The sequence below is a fragment of the Flavobacterium agri genome (genome assembly GCF_013401995.1).
Taxonomy (GTDB): domain Bacteria; phylum Bacteroidota; class Bacteroidia; order Flavobacteriales; family Flavobacteriaceae; genus Flavobacterium; species Flavobacterium agri.
Genome location: NZ_JACBJI010000008.1, coordinates 71411 through 93211 on the forward strand (window position 1 = coordinate 71411; position 21801 = coordinate 93211).

Below are 21801 nucleotides of genomic sequence, written 5' to 3' on the forward strand. Positions count from 1 at the left end.
GGGATTTCCTATTTAAAAAGAGTGATGTTCTGATTAAGCAAGAGCCGCTTGCACTTGGTCGGCCGCTTCCTGGAACAAAGTCGCAGACAAAATCGGCATACCCGAGTTGTCGATCATTTCTTTGGCCAATTCGGCATTCGTCCCTTGCAGGCGCACGATGATCGGCACCTTGATCGAATCGCCCATGTTCTTGTACGCGTCGATGACACCTTGTGCAACACGATCGCAACGCACGATTCCACCAAAAATATTGATAAGGATCGCTTTTACGTTCGGGTCTTTCAAGATGATACGGAAAGCCGTTTCAACACGCTTCGCATCAGCCGTTCCACCTACGTCAAGGAAGTTCGCAGGTTCGAATCCGGCGTATTTGATCAAATCCATCGTCGCCATCGCAAGTCCGGCACCGTTAACCATACAACCTACGGTTCCGTCAAGGTCGACGTAGTTCAAACCGGCCGCTTTCGCTTCCACTTCGATCGGGTTTTCTTCACGCACGTCGCGCATTTCGGCAAAAACCGGATGACGGTACAAAGCGTTGTCATCGAGGTTCACTTTCGCGTCTACGGCGATGATTTTATTGTCTGATGTTTTGAGTACAGGGTTGATTTCGAACATAGTCGCATCCGAACCTACATAAGCCGCGTACAACGATGTAACGAAGCTCACCATTTCTTTGAACGCGTTTCCGGAAAGCCCAAGGTTGAACGCGATACGACGCGCCTGGAAAGCCTGGATACCAACGCTAGGGTCGATTTCTTCGGTGAAGATCAAATGAGGCGTCTTTTCGGCAACTTCCTCGATATCCATACCGCCTTCGGTAGAATACATAATCATGTTGCGTCCTTTTCCGCGGTTCAAAAGCACCGACATATAGAACTCGGACGTTTCGCTTTCACCAGGATAATACACGTCTTCGGCGATAAGCACTTTGTTCACCTTCTTTCCTTCGGGCGGAGTTTGAGGCGTGATCAATTGCATCCCGATGATCTGTTCAGCGATTTCCTCTACCTGCTGCAGGTTTTTGGCAAGCTTCACACCGCCGCCTTTTCCGCGTCCTCCGGCGTGAACCTGAGCTTTGATGACGTGCCATCCTGTTCCGGTTTCGGCCGTCAATTGCTTGGCCATAGCCACCGCTTCCTGAGCGTTATTGGCCACATGACCGCGTTGCACTTTCACACCGTAGCTGGCCAGGATTTCTTTTCCCTGATATTCGTGTATGTCCATAATAGGTTTTGTTTGTTGTAAAGTGACGCAAAAATAGCGATAAATGTTGATTTGTGAATCGGTTGGACCGACATATTTCGGATGAATTTCGCATGTCGATCTGAAGCTGAATTTCTTTCAAAATTCCAAAAGCGTCCGAGGTAATTCCCGACAAAGCAAAATATGATTTCACATCGATCCGAACATGTTGACAGTGCTTTACAACCGCTGATACGCAACCTTTTCCCAAAAAGACATCTTCTAGATAACAATCAAATAACACGCTATGAAAACACTCAAATTACTTTCGTTCGCTTTACTCGTCGGCCTTTTTGCAGGCTGTAATGACGATGACGACAACGGCACTGCAGAATTGTCGGGCGCTTGGAAACTCACACGCATACAAGGCGGGTTCGCCGGCGTTGACGAAACTTTCACTCCCGGTGTGATCACCTGGAATTTCAACGACAACCAAACCGTCACGATCGTCAACAACAACACAGACGATACGGCCGAAGATCTTTTCGAATCAGGCACATACGATTATGCCGCCAATACCACGGGCGAGCCCGGAGAATGCAGCACCCAACTCAGTATCGACGGGACTGGCCTCGGATGCATGACCGTTGGAACCGTTACGTTGAAGCTTTCTCAACAAGGCAACGACGGCTTCGACGTGACACTGAAGCGATAATATTGATTCCTTAAAAAACTTCCGCGATTTTACCAAATCCGCATAAATGCCCAATCGTTTGGCATTGCGCGTATTCTGTGGTAAATTCGCGGAAATTTTTTAAACATTATGAAACCCACAGAACTTCTTCAGCTGGCCGACCAGTTCGGCTGCCCGCTTTACGTTTACGATGCCGCGAAAATCGAGGCACAGTATAAACGCTTGACGGACGCGTTCAGTAAGGTTGAAGACCTACGCATCAACTACGCGGTCAAAGCCTTGTCGAACGTGACGATCCTGAAGTTGTTCAAGAAGCTCGGTTCCGGGCTTGACACGGTTTCGATCCAGGAAGTCCAACTCGGGCTTCACGCAGGTTTTTCTCCCGATAAAATCATTTACACGCCAAACGGGGTTTCTTTCGAAGAAATCGAAATGGCGGCAGAATTGGGCGTCCAGATCAACATCGACAATTTATCTGTTCTTGAGCATTTCGGCGCGAAACATCCGAAAGTCCCGGTTTGCATCCGTATCAATCCACATGTGATGGCAGGCGGGAATTCGAACATTTCGGTGGGACACATCGACAGCAAGTTCGGGATTTCGATACATCAGATGCCGCACATTTTGAGGATCGTCGAAAATACGGGCATGCACATCAACGGAATCCACATGCATACGGGTTCGGATATTCTGGATATCGAAGTGTTCCTTTACGCAGCCGAAATCCTATTCGAAGCCGCGTCGCATTTCAAGGAACTCGACTTCCTCGATTTCGGATCAGGCTTCAAAGTGCCGTACAAAAAAGACGATATCGAAACCAATGTCGAGGAATTCGGAAAGAAACTCTCGAAGCGTTTCAACGAGTTCAAAAAAGAATACGGACGTCCGTTGGCGTTGGCTTTCGAACCCGGAAAATTCCTCGTGAGCGAGGCCGGACATTTCTTAGCAAAAGTAAACGTGGTCAAACAGACGACTTCGACCGTTTTTGCGGGAATCGACAGCGGATTCAACCACCTGATCCGCCCGATGTTCTACGGAAGCCAGCACCAGATCGAGAACATCTCGAACCCGAAAGGCAAAGAGCGCTTCTATACGGTAGTCGGCTACATTTGCGAAACCGATACGTTCGCGTCGAACCGTCGCATTGCCGAAATCCACGAAGGCGATGTGCTTTGTTTCAAGAATGCGGGCGCGTACTGCTTTTCGATGTCGTCGAACTACAATTCGCGATTCAAGCCGGCCGAAGTATTATGGCATGAAGGAAAAGGCATCCTGATCCGCGAAAGGGAAACGCTGGCCGACATCCTTAAAAACCAGATTGCAATCGACCTTTAATACAAACGCCTTTCGGGGCGTTTTTTATTGCTTTACGAATTTGGCGACCTGCACCGAATTTCCGTTTCGGATTTCGATGAAATACGTGCCGTTGTCTAAGTTTGAGACCGAAATTCCGCGGGTATCGATTTCATCATCCACAAGGATTTTACCTGACACATCGCGAATCACGACATGGGCAGTTTCCGAATCCAAAATCCAATGGAGTTCGTCTTTTACAGGGTTTGGAAAAACAGCGAAAGATTTTTTGCTCTCATCTGTGATCCCAAGTTGGCAGTCGTCACCATCGGCCGTAAACGGATCGAACCATCTCAAGACATCCTGCCGTATCGAGCTCGCTTCTCCAGACGACACATCGCGGCACAGGAACGCGCTTCCGGTCAGATTCCCGCATTTGGGCATAAGCGCGAAACCTTCGATATTGACGTTGCTGCTCGCCGGATTCGCAATAAAATATTCGCTTACGACCGAAAACGTCGGTTCGGCACCAGACGCGGGCGCAAGCGTCATATCGGTAACTTCAAGGTAATTGTCGTCGAGGTTGTGCAAGATGTACAGCAATCCCGTAGAGCGGTCAAACGCCAGATCACAACTTTCGTTTCTCGACGTATGGAATTTCCCGACGTAAGCGAAATCGTTGTTCACGTTCGGATTCAAATCGAAAACCCAAACATAACCGCCGTCCTGATGCGCGATGAACATCAATCCGCCCATGCCTTTCGCGGAAACGTAAGCCTGGCCGGTTTCGGGACTTGTGAATCCGATCTGAGACAGAAACGAATCGGGCACGAAAACAATGCCTTCAGGCCCGGTATTTCCGGTATCGTCCATTGGCGAAGGCGAAACCAGCAAATCCCAATGGCGCGTTTCGGTCACGGTAGAAAACGAAGTGTTATACGTGTATTTGCGGATTTCGTAAGCGTTCTCGTCTATCGTATAGAATTCATTGGCCGCGAAATCGACCTGTGTGATGCCTTCAGGACCGCCGTCAAGGGTTTTATTGGCGATTTGGGAAAAAGTCGACGTGCTTTCGCTGTATTGCAAAACCCGCAGACGGCCGTCGTTCTGCACGGCGTACAAGCGTTTGTTGTCGGGATTCCAGTGCAGGCCGCTGAGTTCGACGATGCCCGAACTGCTCATGACCGAAGTGAGGTTCGTCGCCGTTGCCCAATTTTCGGACGGCCAGTCGGATTGCGCGAACCCAACAGTTCCCGACATCGCATACAACAAAAACAACAGTCGCTTCATTTATAAGGATTTGTGTCCAAAGATAGACATTCGACGCAATCGTCCATCATTCGTTCCAGGTCGTATCTTGTGCCAACCGATTGATGCTCGCTTCCATACTCGCGTGGATGAACGAGCGGATTTTAGGTGACTTTTCCGAAAGCAATTCCGTGGCGGCATCGATCGCGAGCTCAAGATCGGATTCGCCTTCGTCTTCTTCCTCGTCCTCATCTTCGTAGACCAACGAGGCATTGTTGTAATTTTGGGCGTCCTCGTAAATTTTCTTGCGCGCCTCCATGTCGTAAACGCGTATGGTGACGATGGCCTCGCGGTAATCGGGCGCGTCGGGATCGGGTTTGAGCACTTCGATTTTGGTCTCAACGATATAATCGAAACCCGATTTGTCTTTGTAAAACACCAAAGCCGGCAATTTTCGGTCGATGTCGTGCTTAAGTGTCGGAAGGATGTAATTCGCTACCGGTTTACATTTTCCTTCGAGGTATTTGCCCAACAATTCGGCATATTTCTCGCGGATTTTCTTTTCGAACGAATGCGGCACTTTCACGTAATCGGTCTCGTCTATGAGCCATTTCTTGCCGTGGCCTTTGCCTTGAGCGAAACCGGAAAATGAAAACGAAATCAAAAAAATGAGGAGAATTCTTTTCATGCGCTTGCCAAAACAAAATAGAAAAGCCGCTTCCCAGGGCGGCTTTTCACTTTAAACTACTGATAAAATTAACAACAACTTACTTTATTTCAAGATAATGAATTCGCAACGTCTGTTAATCGAGTGTTCCTGTTCGGTACACGGGCGTTCGACCCCGCATTTGATCAGTGGTACTTCTTCTCCATAACCTTTGGCCTTCATGCGCTTGCGTTCGATGCCTTTCTGCGCGAGATAATCTACCGCGGCATTGGCCCGTTTGTTCGACAAGACCAAATTGTAGGTATTCGTCGCACGCGAATCGGTGTGGGCGCCAAGCTCGACTTCCATTGCCGGATATTTCACCATGAGATCGTAAAGCGTATTGAGCACGCCGGCCGCTTCGGGCTTGATTTGCCATTCGTTGAGATCGAAATAGATGTTCTCCATCTGGATCTGGATTTTTCCGTCGTCGCGCTTGGTGATCATTTCCTCGGCGTCGTCGTAGCATTCCACGAAAAGCTCGATCGTGTAACGCATCTTGCCTTCCTCGTTCGTCGTGAATTCCTCGCTGTGCGGAATATAGAAATCGCGTACGGCTTCGATGCGGTATTTTTTGTTCGGTTGGGTGTTGAATACGTAATCGGCTTTTTGACCGACTACCATTTGCCCGACCAATTTGTTTTCTTCGTCATACAGGGAAACCAACGTACCCGGAAGCAGGTCTTTGGTATTCTTGTCCTTCACTTCTCCTTCGACCATATAACTCGCCTCGTTTTCGAAACGCGTGAAGCTGTACAGGTTGTCGGAACCTTTATTCCTGTTGGACGAAAGATAGCCTTTATCCTCTTTTTCCTTCACGACATACGCGAAATCATCGGCACTCGTATTGATGGTCTCTCCCAAATTTAAGGGTTTTGTCCATTCGCCGTCATAATTTCTTGTCATAAAAATGTCGAGGCCGCCCATTCCTTGGTGTCCGTCGGATGCAAAATATAAGACTTTTCCGTCTTCCGATAAAAATGGGAACTGCTCGCGGTGCATCGAATTGACCGTATTGCCTAGGTTTTGCGGCTGACCGAAGCTACCGTCTTCATTTACATCGACATAATAAATATCGAACGAACCATGCCCTCCGGGACGATCGCTTGCGAAATACAATTTTTTGCCGTCTTTGGTCAAAACCGGATGCTCGTTCGAGAACGCCTCGTCGTTGAAAGGCAAATCGGTCACGTTCGCCCATTTGCCGTTGACGAATTCGGCGCGCATCAAACGCACGGTCGCGAACTTGTCGTCTCCGACCTTGACTTGTTTCTTTCCGGTGCGGTTAAAGTACATGAAACGACCGTCGGCGCTGAATGTGGCCGAACTTTCGTGCGTTTTCGAATTGATTTCTTTCGGGAAAGGCACCACTTTGGTGAGCTGGTCTTTTCCGTCTACGACCGCTTCGAACAGATCGAGGTACGGCCTTTCATTCCAACCGTAACTGCCTTGGGCCGAACGATACGACGCGAACGCCACTTTGTCACCGAAGAACGAAATCCCGAAATCGCCGTTGCTCGTGTTTTTCGCCATCGGCTGGATCACGTAATCGTATGGAACGTTGAATTGCAGGTTGGCCTTGAACTTAGGCGTGTCTACCGGATAACCCAAATACACGCCCATGATGGAATCGGCCCTGTCGTAAGCCTCGATTCCCATAAGCGCCTGTCCGTATTTGAAAAGGTATTCATGATCGATGCTGTCGCCTTCTTTTTTGGTCAGGAAAAGCTGGGCGTATGCACGCACCGCATCCTTCATCAGGTAATTGTTGTAATAACTGTCGCCAAGATTTTGAAGGATTTCCTTTTCAGGTTTGAGCTGTTCGTACATGACCGCGGCTTTGAGATACGAACGTTTGGCGAACAACGCGTCGGCTTTGCGCTTGCTGGCTTTCTGGGCCGAAGCGAATGTGGATAAAAGAGCTAATATGGCTATAAATACGTTCTTCATAAGCCTTAGAAAAATCGCGGTGATTTGTCGAAACCTTTTCCGCCGATCCCGTTTCCGAGATTCAAATCCCACAACAAAAATATCTCGTGTGTCCCGGAGTTGTAACTGCCGAGGTTGGTCAATGTATAATCGTACGAATAACCGATGCGCAGATCGGGCGTGATGTAAAATCCGGCCAAACCGCTCACGGCATCGTCTATGCGATAACCCGCGCCCAATTCGAAACGGTTGTTGATAAGTGTGTTCAACGTAAGGTCGAAAGCCATCGGAGCGCCTTTAACCGCGCGTATCATCGTAGCGGGTTTGAGCTTCCAGTTTTCGGACAACGTAAACACGTAACCGCCCGTGATGAAATAATGGATTTCCTCTACGCCTATCGTCGAAATCGCGTCCTGGTGCTCGAGGTGCTTGGTGCGCAAAAGGTTCGGGACCGAAATCCCCATGTAGTAATTGTCGCCGAAGAAATACGTTCCGACGCCCACATTCGGGAATACGCGATGGATGTTGTTCGCAAACGCCGGATCAGGATCGGTATCCGAATATTGGAAACCGTTGAAATTCGCATCGAAAAACGTCGCACCGGCCTTGACCCCGAACGACAATTTGTTGTTTTCGGAAACCGGAAAAACGTAAGCGATGTCAGCGTATACATTGTTCTCTTTAACTACATCTCCAATTTCGTCACTTACGATGGAAACACCGGCTTCCAATCGGCTCGCAACGGGTGAATGCACGAATGCCGTAACCGTTTTGGGCGCGCCCACCGCTCCAACCCATTGCGTGCGGTACAAGCCTCCGATATTGATCGTACCGGGACTGTCCGTCGCATAAGCCGGGTTGATCACGCTCATGTTATACATGTAATGCGTGAACTGCGGGTCTTGTTGGGCAAAACCGACCATTCCGCTAAGCGTGGTAAGCAATAGGATTATATGTTTGAATCTGTGACTCATCAATTCATTATCGGTTTAGATATACGCGACCCTGGATGGCTTTTCTGACGCCGTCGTTAAAGTCGAGTATATAGAAATAAACGCCCGTTGGCACGACGCCGTTGCCTACGGTGATGCCGCCTTCAGAAGAGCGTCCGTCCCAATTCGGTTTGGCCGAGTTTCCTTTGTACAGGATATTTCCGTTGCGGTTGTAAATCTCAAGCTTGAAATTCGGATACAGTTCGCGAATGTTCACGATGTCGAAATCGTCGTTGATGCCGTCTCCGTTCGGTGAGAAGCCGTCCGGAATAATCAAATCGGTACAAACGGTAAGGTCGACGGTCACTTCAAGACGTCTTCCGCCCGAACAGGTCTCGCCCGCAAATTCTGCGTAATAGGTCGTGCCGTGAACAAGCAGGTCTGTCGGATTGTACGCATTTCCTCCAACCGGCGCATCGTACCAAACGACGGCTTGGCCACCGACGATGTTCGCGCTCAAATCGGCGATCGTAGGGTTATTGCGTCCGCAGAATTCATTTCCGAGTTCTTCAAGTTCAGGCGTCTGGAACGAAACGACCTCGAATGTGGTTTGCGAAGCATTTCCTGATCCCGTACAAGGCGTATTCGGATCGGCAACGGATTGCATAATGATGCTGGTCTGACCGAGGTTCGACAATTGGCTCGTCGGAATCTGGAACGTAGCCGTGCCCGAAGCGAAAGTTACCGTTACAGAACCCGTAGCGACATTCGCGCCTGTCAATTCGTATGTAATCGTATACGTTCCGTCGGCGACATCGGCATTCGAGATGGAAACCGAACCGCCAGTTCCGAGACACACATCGGCAACAGAAATAGTAGCTCCGGCCAAAGACGGAACGTCGATAACCGTAAAGTTGGCCGAAATCGTCGCACCCGGATTGCCGCATGTGTTGCCTTGACCCGCAATTCCAGTGATCGTAATCGTGAAATCGCCGGCGATATTGATTGCAGAAGCCGGAATTACGAAAAGTCCCTGGCCGCCGGAAATAGCGACAATACCCGAATTTCCGTTTGGTGGCGTAAGTCCCGCAATCGTATAGTTGAAAATATAGTTCCCGTCCGGAATTGAAGTCGCGTTGGTGATCGAAATCGATACGTCATTTCCGAAACAAACCGTCGTGGCCGCAAGTGAAGCGCCGTCGAAAGTAGGCAACGGATTTACGATAAATGTAGACGAAACACCACTCAAAGTAGCGTCGCAGCCCGTCACATTATTGAAAATACTGTTGAATGTGATCGTCGTCGTTCCTGTATTCGGGATGGAAGCCCCGGGAATCGAAATACTTCCGTTCCCACCTGCAATCGTAAGCGCAACCGTCTGATTGGCCAAAACATTGCTTCCCGAAAGGCTATAGTTTAACGCGTAAGCGCCGTCGGCCATTCCCGTGAAATTCACCGTGACGTTCTGTCCGGCGCAAACCGGAGACACAACCTGGATGTTGCCGTTAGCAAGCGCAGGATTAGGATTCACGGTCAATTGCACCGTTTCCGAATCCGTACCGCACGAATTGGTCACCGTATAGGTAAAACTGTATGTACCTGCGGCCACAAGCGATAAATCGATTGGGTTGATGACACCGATTCCGTTTTGGTCGGTCCAGCTTCCGCCAGCCTGTTCGTTGTCGAGCAACGTGAAAAGGTCGAACATACCGAAAGACGCACAAACGGTTTGGATGCCCGAAAACGTTCCTGCATTCGGCGTCGGATCGACCACTACGGTCACCAAAGCCGTATCGGTTTCGCAAGGCGCGACGCCACCGCTTACCGTATAAGTAAAGTGATATGTTCCCGGTCCGACCGCAGACGGATTGAATATCGTTCCGCTCAAAGCACCGGTCGCATCGTCATCGCTGAACGTTCCCGCTTGTTGAGTGCCATCGAGTGCCGTCGCCAAATCTACAGATGTAGTTGTGTGGCAGACCGTGAGGTTTCCGTCGGCTCCGGCAATTGGCGCAGGAAATACAGAGACGTTGACAGTTGCCGTATCGGTCGCACAGAATCCGCCACCGACGGTATAGGTATAAACGCCCGGAGCATCGACCAAAGGATCAAAAACTCCCGTGCCACTAGCCAAAGCAGGAGTCCATGTTCCTCCGGTTTGAGGCGTACCTCCTAGGAAAGTGATCAAATCTACGGCGGCATAATTCGTACACAAGACCGCAGTACCGTTTTCGCCCGCATCCGGAATAGGATTTACGGTCACGGTCACGGTTGCCGTATCGTTGTCGCAAGGTTGTGTTCCGAAGAAAGTATACGTATAGACGCCCGGAGCATCAACGGCAGGATTGAAAACACCCGTTCCGCTAGCCATCGCAGGCGACCAAGTTCCTCCTGCCTGAGGTGTTCCGTTAAGCGAATCGAACAAATCCTGTGGCGCGCTGTTCGTACACAAAGTTAAGGTTCCGTCTTCACCCGCATTCGGACCAGGCGTAACCGTAACAACGACAGAGGCGCTGTCGTTTCCGCAGCTCGCATTTCCTGTAATCGTATAAACATAAGTTCCCGAAGGATCAACCGAAGGATTGAAAAGCCCCGTTCCGCTAGCCATTGCAGGCGACCAGGTTCCTCCGGTTTGGGCATTCGACCCCAAAAGCGTGAACAGATCGACCGCATCGGCATTCGAACAAATATCGAGAACCGCATCGTTACCGGCATTGACCGGCGGAATGATGCTTACCGTTACCGAAGCCGTATCAGCCGGACACGTAGAATTGCCCGCAACCGTATACACATACGTTCCCGGTGCATCGACTGTCGGATTGAATACTCCCGTTCCGCTCGCTAAAGCAGGTGACCAGGTTCCGCCAGGTTGCGCGCCCGGCCCTAATAATGTGAACAGGTTGAAAGACGTGGCATTCGAACAAATTTGTGCGTTGGCGACATCGTTACCTGCGTTAGGCCCTGGCGTTACGGTTACTTGTACGCTTCCGGTGAGGTTTTGCGAACAGCTTCCGATGGCCGCACTGACCAACGTAAAAGTAGAAGTACCTGTTAAAGTTGGTGTGATGGTAGCCGTTCCCGAACCGTCAAGTGTCACGGTCAACGCAGGACCGTTATTGATCGTATACGTCACGGTCGCACCCGGTGTTCCCGTAAATATGATGATGGCACTTTGTCCGGAGCAGATATTTGAACTTCCGCTCACGGCAATCGTCGCAGTCGGCAACTGAACAACGTTTATCGTGACCGAACCGCTTACGTTTTGCGGACAGGCCGGTGTTCCCGAAGCACTTATCCCAACCAAATTGTAAACCGTCGTGGCCGTATAAACCTGTGTAATTGAAGCCGTTCCCGAAGCGTTCAAAACGATCGTCTGGCTCGCACCTCCGTTCACGTTATAAGTAACGATGGCATTAGGCGTTCCCGTAAAAGTCACGGTAGCCGATTGTCCGGCGCAAATCGTTTGGTCTGAAGCGATGGAAACCGTAGGCGTCGGCAAAACCGTTATCGTCACCGTTCCCGTAACCGGCTGGCTGCAACCCGGAGTTCCCGAAGTAGCGGCACTCACCAAAGTATAGACCGTCGTGGTGGAATACGGTTGTGTGATCGTGGCCGTTCCGCTAGCATCCAATGTAATGGTTTCCATACCTCCCGGATTGACCGTATAGGTCACGACTGCATTCGGAGTTCCCGTAAACGTGATCGTAGCCGAATCTCCCGGACAAACCGTAGCATTGGCCGAAATCGCAGCTGTAGGCGCGGCCAAAACGGTAATCGTAATACTTCCGGAAACGGGCTGCGAACAGCTCGGCGTTCCCGATGTAGTCGCGCTGACCAAAGTATAGGTCGTCGTCGTATTGTAGACTTGAGTGATACTGGCTGTTCCGGTCGCGTCCAAAACAATAGTTTGGTTTGGCCCACCATTTACGGTATAAACCACCGTAGCATTAGGTGTTCCCGTAAAAGTCACCGTAGCCGTATCGCCCGGGCAAATACTTACATTACTCGATATGGTTACCGTCGGAGGCGGAATGACCGTAATTGTCACCGTTCCTGAAATCGGTTGCGAACAGCCAGGCGTTCCTCCCGAGGTGACGCTTACCAATTCGAAAACCGTCGTAACCGTATAGGTTCCGGTAATCGAAGCGGTTCCTGCGGCATTCAGCGTAATGGATTGAGGCGATCCGTTAACGGTAAAGTTGACGATCGAATTCGGCGTTCCCGTAAAAGTTACCGTGGCGCTTCCGTCGGGACAGATTGTCGCATCTGCAGAAATGGATGCCGTCGGAGGCGTGATGACCGTTATCGTAATCGTACCGGTTTGCGGCTGTGAACAAGACGGCGATCCCGATGTAGCGACACTGACCAAAGTATAAACCGTAGTCGCCGTATACGTTTGGGTGATGGTCGCAGTTCCCGATCCGTCCAAAGTGATCGTTTGGTTCGGACCTCCATTGACCGTATACGTCACGATCGCGTTCGGCGTTCCCGTAAAAGTTACCGTAGCCGATTGCCCCGAACAGATCGTTTGGTTCGATGTTATGCTCGCCGTCGGCAAATCCAAAACGGTAATCACGACCGAGCCCGAAACCGGTTGCACACATGAACTTGGTCCACTGGCCGAAATGCTTATCAGTGTAAAAGTCGTAGTAGTGGTATACGTTCCGGTGATTGTGGCAGAACCCGATCCGTTCAACGTAATGGTTTGGTTCGGGCCTCCATTCACGGAATAGGTTACGACAGCATTTGGAGTACCGGTAAAAGTCACCGTAGCCGATTGTCCGGAGCAAATCGTTTGATTGGCTGTGATCGTAACCGTCGGAGGCTGGATCACCGTAATGGTAATCGTTCCCGATTGAGGTTGGCTGCAGCTAGGCGAACCCGATGTGGCCGCACTTACCAAAGTATAGACCGTAGTCGCGCTGTAGATTTGCGTGATAGTCGCAGTTCCCGATCCGTCCAAAGTGATCGTTTGGTTCGGACCGCCATTGACCGTATACGTCACGATCGCGTTCGGCGTTCCCGTAAAAGTTACCGTAGCCGGCTGTCCCGAACAGATGGTTTGGTTCGAAGCCATGGTTACCGTCGGCGGCGGGATGACCGTAATCACTACAGATCCTGTAGCTGGTCCGCTACAGCTAGGTGTTCCTGCAGAAGTGATGCCCACCAATGTAATCGTGGTCGTAGCCGAATAGGTATTGGTCAAAGTCGCGATTCCGGCTCCGTTAAGCGTTATCGTCTGAGCAGGACCTCCGTTGATCGTGTACGTCACCGTCGCATTAGGCGTTCCGGTAAACGTGACCGTGGCGCTTCCTCCGGGACATATCGTTTGATTGGAAGTGATCGAGACCGTCGGAGGCGTCAAAACGGTAATCGTGATCGTTCCCGAAACCGGTTGGGAACAAGCCGTTGTGCCGCCCGTAGTGACGCTTACCAAAGTATAAACGGTCGTTACCGTATAGACTTGGGTGATACTCGCCGTACCCGATGCGTTAAGCGTAATGGTTTGGCTAGGTCCGCCATTCACCGTGTAAGTCACGACAGCATTGGGAGTTCCCGTGAACGTCACCGTTGCCGAGCCGTTCGGACAAATACTCGTCGAACTGCTGATGCTGGCCGTCGGTGGCTGCACGATGGTGATCGTCACCGAGCCCGTAAGCGGCTGTGAACAACTCGGGCTTCCTCCCGAAACTATACTTACAAGCGTAATCGTCGTGGTTCCGGAATACGTTCCGGTTATAGTGGCAGTTCCCGACGCGTTAAGGGTTACGGTCTGATTAGGCCCGCCGTTTATCGTATACGTGACCGTTGCGTTTGGCGTTCCCGTAATGGTTACCGTTGCGCTTTGACCCGAACAGACGCTCATATCCGAAGCGATCGTCGCCGTCGGAAGCGTCAAGACGTTTATGGTAATCGATCCGCTAATGTTTTGCGAACAGCTTGTAGGACCTGTCGATGCCACGCTTACGAGATTGTAAACCGTAGTGGTTGTGTAGGTTTGCGTAATCGTCGCTGTTCCCGAAGCATTGAGCTGGATGGTTTGGCTCGGACCTCCGTTCACAGTATACGTCACGACCGCATTGGGCGTTCCCGTAAAAGTTACCGTAGCCGACTGTCCCGAACAAATCGTCGTGTTGGCGGCAATACTTACCGTCGGAAGCGGCAAAACGGTGATCGTCACCGTCGCATCGTCCTGCGGACAGAACGTAGAACCCACATTGTATGTAAACACATAAGGGCTTCCCGCAATGGTCAAGCCCGAAAGGTTTAACGTTCCTAAATGTCCGTTTGTCGTAGCGAATGGCCCGCTCCAGCTTCCCGTCGTGTCGGGCGAACCGCCAAGCAACGTAAAAAGATCAAGAGGCGGCGATGTCGCGGTTTGGTTCTGACAGATTTGGAACGTTCCGTCGGTACCTGCATTATTCGGCGTTATCAACTGGACCGTAACTTCGAGCCTGTTGATACTTTCGCAAGGCGGATCTACCGAAGTCGCATAATATGTTCCACCGTTGACCAATGGCGTTCCGGGCGACAAAACGACGACCGAGGTCGGGGTCGCATACCAATTATATCCTGAGCCATTTGGTGTAAGATTGGCAACGGTTGGGGTATTTCCGGGAAGATTACAGAACGTCTGCACCGCCGGACCAACCGGAACGGGCACCATACCGATGTTCACCAAAACCGAAAAACGCGACGTCTCGCAACCCGTATCGGGATTGGTCTGGCTCGCGTAATAAAACGTATTGTCGGTGAGTACTGTCGACGGGTCCAAAGGCGAACCAAATGACGCGCTCGCATACCATTGGATGTTGTTTCCAGTAGCCTGAAGATCGGAAATGGTAGCATTCGCGGGATCGTCGACACAAACACCTTGAAAGTTCAGTCCCGTCGGTTTGGTGTAAATCGTCACGACCACACTTGCTCTCGGCGAACACGTTCCCGCCGAACTATCGACGAAGTAATCCTCACCGTTGACCAATTCCGTTGTCGACGGCAAAGGCGTAGTCGATGTCGCGGTCGCATACCAAACGATACCGCCTCCGTTGTTTGTGGCAACGAGGTTGGCTACCGTGGGTGATTCGACATCGCAAAAGGATTGGGTAGTGTCGGCAATGGTCGGACATTGCGCAAACGCCGATTGGATGCCTGCAAAAGCCAGCAACCACATCAGGAAAAAACATGTTTGTTTCGAAAGAGTAATTACCCTCATAAGCAAGCCTGACTGCTTTGAAATCCCTTTATTCTTACAGCAGATTCGCACAAAAATACAAATTCCTGTAAGGCAATTATCGTGTTGTGCCAATTCGACCGAAAAAATGGTAAATACACAGCAAACACAGGATAATATTAATTAAAATAAACATCGGCGAAAATGGCCGACCTCAATGTTATGAACAAATTCATTAACAGAATATTATTAGGGATTTTACTCTATCAACAGCGCTAAGCTACAAAAAAAGCCGGCAATAAAACCGGCTTGCGTCAAAGTGCAACGAAATTTATTTCACTTCGATATTTTTATCGGGATAGTTGATGATGTTATACATGAGTACCGTGTTTTTCTCGGTAATGTAAAGTTGTTTGCGGTTTCCCTGTTTTTTTCTCGTGATGATCGAAATCGTGAACGGTCGTCCGTCGTCGTCGGTACACGTGAACGGATAGATGACGTCGTTGTCGTTTTCCTCGATTTTCTCGTAATTGATGATGTCGTACAACTGCACTTCCTGCGAATAGATCAAGATTCTTCCTTTTTTCGTGTCTAACGTGATGACGATCGATGCCGGTTTGAGCTCCGACCATTTTCCCCAATCGCCTTTTTCGTCTTTTTCCATGACACTGAATCCGGTCGTCAGGAATTTGAATACTTTACCGGGATCGTTGGCCGCGCCTTTTTCTTGGGCGAAAGACGAAGCGCCAAGCGCCAACAGGAAAAATACGATTGCTGTTTTCAATTTTATCATCTCAGTTCAGGTTTATCATTTGTTTTTTCGCCGATTCGAATTCGGCCATCATTCCCTTCACGATTTCGGCTGCAGGCTTGATGTCGTGTATCAATCCCGCAATCTGCCCGATTTCGAGTTCGCCTTCGTGCATATCGCCTTCGAACATGCCTTTTTTGGCGCGAGCGCGACCGAGCAATCTCTTTAAATCGTCAATAGTGGGTGATTTAGTATACAAATCGACAACATCTGCGAAAAATTTATTCTTGATCAGACGGACGGGTGCCAATTCTTTCAAGGTCAGATGGGTTTCACCTTCCTCAAGGTCGACGATGGCCTTCTTGAAATTCTCGTGGGCGGACGATTCTTCCGAAGCCGCAAAACGACTCCCGACCTGAACGCCGTCGGCACCCAAGACCATCGCCGCAAGCATACCGCGTCCGGTCGCGATTCCTCCTGCTGCGATCAACGGGATCGAGATGTTTTCGCGCACCATCGGAATCAACGTGAACGTCGTGGTTTCTTCGCGTCCGTTGTGACCGCCGGCTTCGAATCCTTCGGCGACTACGGCGTCAACACCCGCTTCCTGTGCTTTGAGCGCGAATTTGGAACTGCTCACGACATGCACGACCGTAATTCCTTTTTCTTTAAGGAATGCGGTATATGTTTTGGGATTTCCGGCCGAAGTGAACACGATTTTCACGCCTTCTTCCACAATGATATTGATGATTTCTTCGAGATTCGGATACAGCATCGGCACGTTGACCCCGAATGGTTTGTCTGTGGCCTTCTTGCATTTTTGGATGTGTTCTCGCAATACGTCGGGATACATCGACCCCGCTCCTATGATGCCCAATCCGCCGGCGTTACTCACGGCGCTCGCAAGCCTCCATCCGCTGTTCCAGATCATGCCGGCCTGGATGATCGGGTACTGTATTTTAAAAAGTTCGGTAATCTTATTCATTAACTTTTGATGAATTTTCCGGTTTGTTTCCCGTTTGCGGTCGAAACGCTGTACACGTAAATCCCGGACGAAAGCGAGCTGCAGTCTACGTTGGGCTGTTCAAGGTCGAGGGTTTTCGACATCACGATCTGCCCCAAATTATTGTATACTTCGAGCGTAGCGGAACTGGCCTGATCAGGAAACTTGATATTTATGGTATTCGTCACCGGATTCGGCCAAACGATAAAGCCGTCTTTTTGGGGTTGGGACACCGAAAGCGCATTTTGCAAGGCGAGATTGAAATCGGGAACGCCATATCCTTTTTGAGGTGTCGGATTGTTGTACAGATCGGCCGATTGCCTGATGAAATCGACGACTTGCTGATTCGTAAGATTCGGAACCGCAGACCAGAAAGTGGCAACCATTCCGGCAATGATCGGACCGGAAAAAGAAGTGCCGTTTGCTGTGGTGATATCGCCGGCAGTGTTGGAAATCACGGCGTTTTGTCCTTTTGCGACGACATCGGGCTTGACACGTCCGTCGACCGTCGGGCCGATCGAACTGAAAGCCGCGTAATTTTCGGTCGAAGTCACCGCTCCTATCGAAAGTACATTAAAACCATCGGCGGGAACGCTTATGTGATTGTCGGGCGACTGACCTTCGTTTCCGGCAGAAACCACGACGACCATGCCTCTTGTGAACGCGATATCGGCACCACGCGTGATGAACGCTTTCGTACCGTTCCTTTCCTCGTATGCATAATCATAATTAGGATTGTCGTACGCCGGATAACCCAAAGACGTATTGATCACGTCGACGCCAAGGCTGTCGGCGCGTTCGGCCGCCTCGACCCAAAGCGATTCTTCTAACGGATTTTCGTATTCGATCGCTTCGGTGATGAACAGGTAATATTGGGCATCGGGCGCCGTTCCTACGAGCTGGCCTTCGGTATAGCCGCCCATCGTCGAAAGCACCATCGTACCGTGGTTGTTCCTTGTAAAGATGTCGTCGTTGTCGTCTACGAAATTGTATCCTCCCAAAATAAGGTTGTTGTCCCACAAACGCTGGAACGGTTGGGCCGAATCCACATTCGGGAAACCTGCATCGAGCACCGCGATGATCTTACCCGCGCCCGTGAAATCCTGTTGGTGCAGAAGATGACCGTTGAGCATCTGGATCTGGTTGGCCGAATTTCCGTAGTCGAAATTGGCCTGAACATCCCAAACCTTGTGATTCATATTAGAGGAAAACGCTTCTTCATCCGAATTTGTTCTGCTCTTCTTTTTATCGGAATTGGAATCGAGCGCATCGTCGGCAAAATCGATCGCGGAGACAAAAGGAAGACTCGACAAACCGTTGATGCTGATTTGCGAACCTCTTACATGAACCGCATTGAGCCACTTCGACTGCGCCATTACGTTTACACCGGCAGCGGCTTCCACCTGAACCACATACGATTGGGTAATCGGCACATCGAGGAAATCGAGCGGGATATTTTGAGCCGTCCTGCGGTCGAGCGCGCGCTGGGAAAGCATCTCAAGTGGATTGTCGAGGTAGAATTGCACGTTTTGCTTATCGGAAAAATACACCCACGCATCTTGTTGCGAAAAGACATTTCCTCCAACAAGCAACATTGTGATAAAAAGTAGTTTTTTCATGTCGCGCCAAGTCGTTTTTTGACCGAATCAAATATACGAATTGGATTCGCTTTGACACCAAAAGGTTGGAAAACACTAATCAAACCCTAAAATAAAATGTTAAATTTTTATTTTTAAAATACTGATTATCATTTGGTTAAAAAATAAAAATAAAAAACACCGATAATTTAATTTGGATTTTAAAATCCTACGTTTCTATCTTTGCGACGCGTTCTAAGAAATCATTCTTATCCAGAAAGGACGAGGGACTTGACCCTGTGACTCCTTGGCAACCTGTCGAAAGATAAGGTGCCAACTTCAACCCGGAAACGGGATAGATAAGTAGGAAATTGCATATACTTCTAATCGATATATAATGCTCTTCTGACTTATCGGGAGAGCATTTTTTTTTTGCTCTGTCGGTAATCCTGCGTTAAGAAAGTTTTTTTAAGCCAAAAACCATTTTTAAACTTAAAAACATTTTTACCATGCAAGAGCAGACTTCCATTTTGAACTACATTCCGGTTGACGAACTGACCGGATCGATCGCAGTGCCGATCTATCAGACATCGACTTTCGTACAAGACGCACCTGGTGTTCACAAAGGCTTCGACTACGCCAGAAGCAACAACCCAACGCGAAAAGTGCTTGAGGACTTGATCGCCAAATTAGAGAACGGCACGAACGGATATGCATTCGCTTCAGGCCTTGCCGCAATCGACGCGGTCGTGAAACTTTTGAAAGCCGGAGACGAGATCGTAGCCGTAGACGACATTTACGGTGGCGCGTTCCGGCTGTTTACCCATATTTACGAAAAATTCGGAATCACCGTAAAATACACCGATTCGACCGACGCCCAAAACGTGGCCGACGCGATCAGCGACAAAACCGCGTTGATCTGGATCGAATCGCCAACCAACCCAACTTTGAAAATTTCTGACATTCGGGCGATCGCGAAAACCGCTAAACAACATGGCATCCTTCTTTGCGTCGACAACACATTCGCTTCGCCCGTTTCTCAGAAGCCGATCGATTTCGGAGCCGACATCGTCGTGCATTCGGCCACGAAGTACATCTCGGGACATTCCGACCTGATTGCAGGTCTGGTCGTAACGGCTACGCAAGAACTCGGCGACAAAATCAAGTTCATCCAAAATGCTTCGGGCGCCATTTTAGGGCCTTTCGATTCTTGGCTCGCGATCCGCGGCATTGAGACTTTGTCGCTCAGAATCCGCCAGCATGCGGAAAACGCCCAGAAAATCGCCGAATATTTGGTCGAGGAAAAACTCGTCAAGAGCGTATACTATCCTGGACTCAAAACCCACAAAAACCACGAGATCGCAAAATCGCAGCAGAAATACTTCGGTGGCGTCGTGACGTTCGATTTGGTTGTGGACGACAAAGACCTCGCGATCAAAATCGTGACCGCTACAAAACTGTTCAAACTCGCGGAATCTTTGGGCGGCGTCAAATCCCTTTTGTGTCTGCCGTGCGAAATGACACATAAATCGATTCCGGCCGAAAAACGTTACCAAAGCGGTGTTACAGATAGCCTCATCAGATTGTCCGTCGGATTGGAAGATGCCGACGATTTGATCGCTGACCTTAAGCAAGCATTCGAGTCTGCAACTGCAACTGCAACTGAATTCGTGCCGGCTTGGAAAACGAACGTGGAAGTGACTTCGGAAGTAATTTAAAAAGACGTAAGATAATAGACGGATAGATAATAGACAGTACCGACTAAGAAACTTGTTTGTGTTCAAATTCCAGTCTAATCTATGCTGAACTTACTTTTTCGCCAATTTTAGAAAAAGAGTCGTCGTTTTCGTGAGATTGTCTATCATCTATCCGTCCATCATCTATCATCTAATTTCCATTTTCAAAAGAGACTTGTCGCTTTCACGAGAAAGTCTATTATCTATCCGTCTATCATCTATTATCTATCCGTCTATCATCTATTATCTATCCGTCTATCATCTATTATCTATCCGTCTATCATCTATTATCTATCCGTCTATCATCTATTATCTAAAATGAGAAAAACCCTAAATATCGGTCTCTTCGGTTTCGGCTGCGTCGGCTTCGGATTATACGAAGTGCTGCAAAAAACGCCCGGCCTTAAAGCCAACATCAAAAATATCTGTGTCAAAAACCCGAACAAAACGCGCGAGATCGCTGCCGAAAACTTTACGTTCAACCCGGATGATCTGCTCAACGATCCCGAAATCAACGTAATCGTCGAACTTATTGACGATGCCGACGCCGCTTTCGAAATCACCAAAAGAGCATTGAAATCGGGCAAAGCCGTCGTTTCGGCGAACAAGAAAATGGTCGCGGAACACTTCGAGGAATTGCTGCAGCTGCAACGCGAGAACAACGTGCCTTTGTTGTATGAAGCCGCGTGTTGCGCGAGTATGCCGATCATTCGCAACCTTGAGGAATATTACGACAACGACCTTTTGGAATCGATACAAGGCATCGTGAACGGTTCGACGAATTACATTTTGACGAAAACGTCCCGCGATAAACTGTCGTACGAAGACGCGCTCAAAGAAGCCCAGGAAAAAGGGTTCGCCGAAAGCAATCCGATTCTCGACACGGGCGGATTCGACGCCAAATACAAATTGCTCATCCTTCTTGCCCACTCTTTCGGCCACATCGCCAAACCGGATGACCTGCTTAACATCGGAATCGACGGTTTGGGCGGGCTCGAACTCAAATACGCTTCGGAAAAAGGCTGGAAAATCAAGCTCGTGGCCCAGGCGTTCAAACATTCTGACGGAAATGTCGGCGCTTTCGTATTGCCCAAATTCGTCTCACCCGAAGACCGATTGTACAACGTAGACGATGTGTTCAACGGTGTCGTGACCAAAACCAGTTTCGCCGACGAGCAGTTCTTCGTCGGTCGCGGAGCCGGCGCACATCCAACGGCGAGTGCTGTTTTGAGCGACATTTCGGCTTTGACCTACGATTATAAATATGAGTACAAGAAAATTTCGAGAGGTGAAGAAATCGCTTTGGCCGAAGAACTCGACCTGAACGTTTTCCTGCGCCATGAAAAGCTTGATGCGGAAACCTTGAAGCCGTATTTCAAGAAAGTATCCGAATCGTATCTCAACGGAGAAGCCGGTTACATCACGGGTACGATTTCGTTTGAAAACCTCAAGAAAGTCCAGAAAGACGAGACGTTGAAAAAATCGTTCGTGTTGTTGGATGTGATTAGATAATGGACAGTAGACGGATAGATCATAGATGATAGACAGTACCGAGTAAGAACATGTTTTGTGCAAA

Annotated in this window: 13 protein-coding genes and 1 riboswitch; of the genes, 4 read left to right on the forward strand and 9 right to left on the reverse strand. The window is 49.5% G+C overall.

Annotated elements, in window-relative coordinates:
* Positions 1-33: 33 nt before the first annotated feature.
* Positions 34-1227 (reverse strand): ADP-forming succinate--CoA ligase subunit beta, encoded by a 1194-nt coding sequence (gene sucC / locus HZF10_RS15985; protein ID WP_176007236.1) that lies wholly within the window; start codon positions 1225-1227, stop codon positions 34-36.
* A gap of 265 nt (positions 1228-1492) precedes the next feature.
* Between sucC and HZF10_RS15990 the strand changes: the two genes are divergently transcribed.
* Together HZF10_RS15990 and lysA are read left to right on the forward strand one after the other, a co-directional pair.
* The gene (locus tag HZF10_RS15990) at positions 1493-1900 is read left to right on the forward strand and encodes a hypothetical protein (RefSeq protein ID WP_176007237.1); all 408 of its coding nucleotides are present in this window, start codon (positions 1493-1495) and stop codon (positions 1898-1900) included.
* Between the two features lie 108 nt (positions 1901-2008).
* Positions 2009-3214 (forward strand): diaminopimelate decarboxylase, encoded by a 1206-nt coding sequence (gene lysA, locus HZF10_RS15995; protein WP_176007238.1) that lies wholly within the window; start codon positions 2009-2011, stop codon positions 3212-3214.
* Between the two features lie 24 nt (positions 3215-3238).
* On the opposite strand, the gene HZF10_RS16000 is transcribed toward lysA, so the two are convergent.
* From HZF10_RS16000 to HZF10_RS16035, 8 genes are all read right to left on the reverse strand, one after another.
* The gene (locus HZF10_RS16000) at positions 3239-4462 is read right to left on the reverse strand and encodes a T9SS type A sorting domain-containing protein (RefSeq protein ID WP_176007239.1); all 1224 of its coding nucleotides are present in this window, start codon (positions 4460-4462) and stop codon (positions 3239-3241) included.
* A gap of 46 nt (positions 4463-4508) precedes the next feature.
* Entirely contained in the window at positions 4509-5108 is a 600-nt protein-coding gene (locus HZF10_RS16005; RefSeq protein WP_176007240.1) for a hypothetical protein, read from the reverse strand.
* An 84-nt stretch (positions 5109-5192) separates the two neighbouring features.
* On the reverse strand, positions 5193-7076 hold the full coding sequence (locus HZF10_RS16010) for an OmpA family protein (protein WP_176007241.1): 1884 nt from the start codon (positions 7074-7076) through the stop codon (positions 5193-5195).
* A gap of 5 nt (positions 7077-7081) precedes the next feature.
* The gene (locus HZF10_RS16015; RefSeq protein WP_176007242.1) at positions 7082-8029 is read right to left on the reverse strand and encodes a PorP/SprF family type IX secretion system membrane protein; all 948 of its coding nucleotides are present in this window, start codon (positions 8027-8029) and stop codon (positions 7082-7084) included.
* 7 nt (positions 8030-8036) lie between these two features.
* Positions 8037-15200: a T9SS type B sorting domain-containing protein gene (locus tag HZF10_RS16020; protein WP_176007243.1), complete on the reverse strand. Its 7164-nt coding sequence runs from the start codon at positions 15198-15200 to the stop codon at positions 8037-8039.
* A 289-nt stretch (positions 15201-15489) separates the two neighbouring features.
* On the reverse strand, positions 15490-15951 hold the full coding sequence (locus tag HZF10_RS16025; protein WP_246282641.1) for a hypothetical protein: 462 nt from the start codon (positions 15949-15951) through the stop codon (positions 15490-15492).
* 1 nt (position 15952) lies between these two features.
* Positions 15953-16894, reverse strand: a complete 942-nt coding sequence (locus HZF10_RS16030) for an NAD(P)H-dependent flavin oxidoreductase (protein ID WP_176007244.1) — start codon at positions 16892-16894, stop codon at positions 15953-15955.
* Positions 16894-18531, reverse strand: a complete 1638-nt coding sequence (locus HZF10_RS16035) for a S8 family serine peptidase (protein WP_176007245.1) — start codon at positions 18529-18531, stop codon at positions 16894-16896. The genes HZF10_RS16030 and HZF10_RS16035 overlap by 1 nt, the downstream gene beginning before the upstream one ends.
* 224 nt (positions 18532-18755) lie before the next feature.
* A riboswitch (SAM riboswitch) is annotated at positions 18756-18855 on the forward strand.
* Between the two features lie 143 nt (positions 18856-18998).
* Here HZF10_RS16035 and HZF10_RS16040 point away from each other — a divergent pair.
* Positions 18999-20207, forward strand: a complete 1209-nt coding sequence (locus tag HZF10_RS16040) for a trans-sulfuration enzyme family protein (RefSeq protein ID WP_176007246.1) — start codon at positions 18999-19001, stop codon at positions 20205-20207.
* Positions 20208-20543: 336 nt separating this feature from the next.
* Positions 20544-21737, forward strand: a complete 1194-nt coding sequence (locus tag HZF10_RS16045; RefSeq protein WP_176007247.1) for a homoserine dehydrogenase — start codon at positions 20544-20546, stop codon at positions 21735-21737.
* The last annotated feature ends 64 nt before the right edge of the window (positions 21738-21801 follow it).

Bases quoted from the DNA above. Each gene is read 5' to 3' on its own strand.
- lysA (WP_176007238.1), top strand. From the start codon at position 2,009: ATGAAACCCACAGAACTTCTTCAGCTGGCCGACCAGTTCGGCTGCCCG.
- HZF10_RS16000 (WP_176007239.1), bottom strand. From the start codon at position 4,462: ATGAAGCGACTGTTGTTTTTGTTGTATGCGATGTCGGGAACTGTTGGG.
- sucC (WP_176007236.1), bottom strand. From the start codon at position 1,227: ATGGACATACACGAATATCAGGGAAAAGAAATCCTGGCCAGCTACGGT.
- HZF10_RS16005 (WP_176007240.1), bottom strand. From the start codon at position 5,108: ATGAAAAGAATTCTCCTCATTTTTTTGATTTCGTTTTCATTTTCCGGT.
- HZF10_RS16030 (WP_176007244.1), bottom strand. From the start codon at position 16,894: ATGAATAAGATTACCGAACTTTTTAAAATACAGTACCCGATCATCCAG.
- HZF10_RS16020 (WP_176007243.1), bottom strand. From the start codon at position 15,200: ATGAGGGTAATTACTCTTTCGAAACAAACATGTTTTTTCCTGATGTGG.
- HZF10_RS15990 (WP_176007237.1), top strand. From the start codon at position 1,493: ATGAAAACACTCAAATTACTTTCGTTCGCTTTACTCGTCGGCCTTTTT.
- HZF10_RS16010 (WP_176007241.1), bottom strand. From the start codon at position 7,076: ATGAAGAACGTATTTATAGCCATATTAGCTCTTTTATCCACATTCGCT.
- HZF10_RS16035 (WP_176007245.1), bottom strand. From the start codon at position 18,531: ATGAAAAAACTACTTTTTATCACAATGTTGCTTGTTGGAGGAAATGTC.
- HZF10_RS16015 (WP_176007242.1), bottom strand. From the start codon at position 8,029: ATGAGTCACAGATTCAAACATATAATCCTATTGCTTACCACGCTTAGC.
- HZF10_RS16025 (WP_246282641.1), bottom strand. From the start codon at position 15,951: ATGATAAAATTGAAAACAGCAATCGTATTTTTCCTGTTGGCGCTTGGC.
- HZF10_RS16040 (WP_176007246.1), top strand. From the start codon at position 18,999: ATGCAAGAGCAGACTTCCATTTTGAACTACATTCCGGTTGACGAACTG.
- HZF10_RS16045 (WP_176007247.1), top strand. From the start codon at position 20,544: ATGAGAAAAACCCTAAATATCGGTCTCTTCGGTTTCGGCTGCGTCGGC.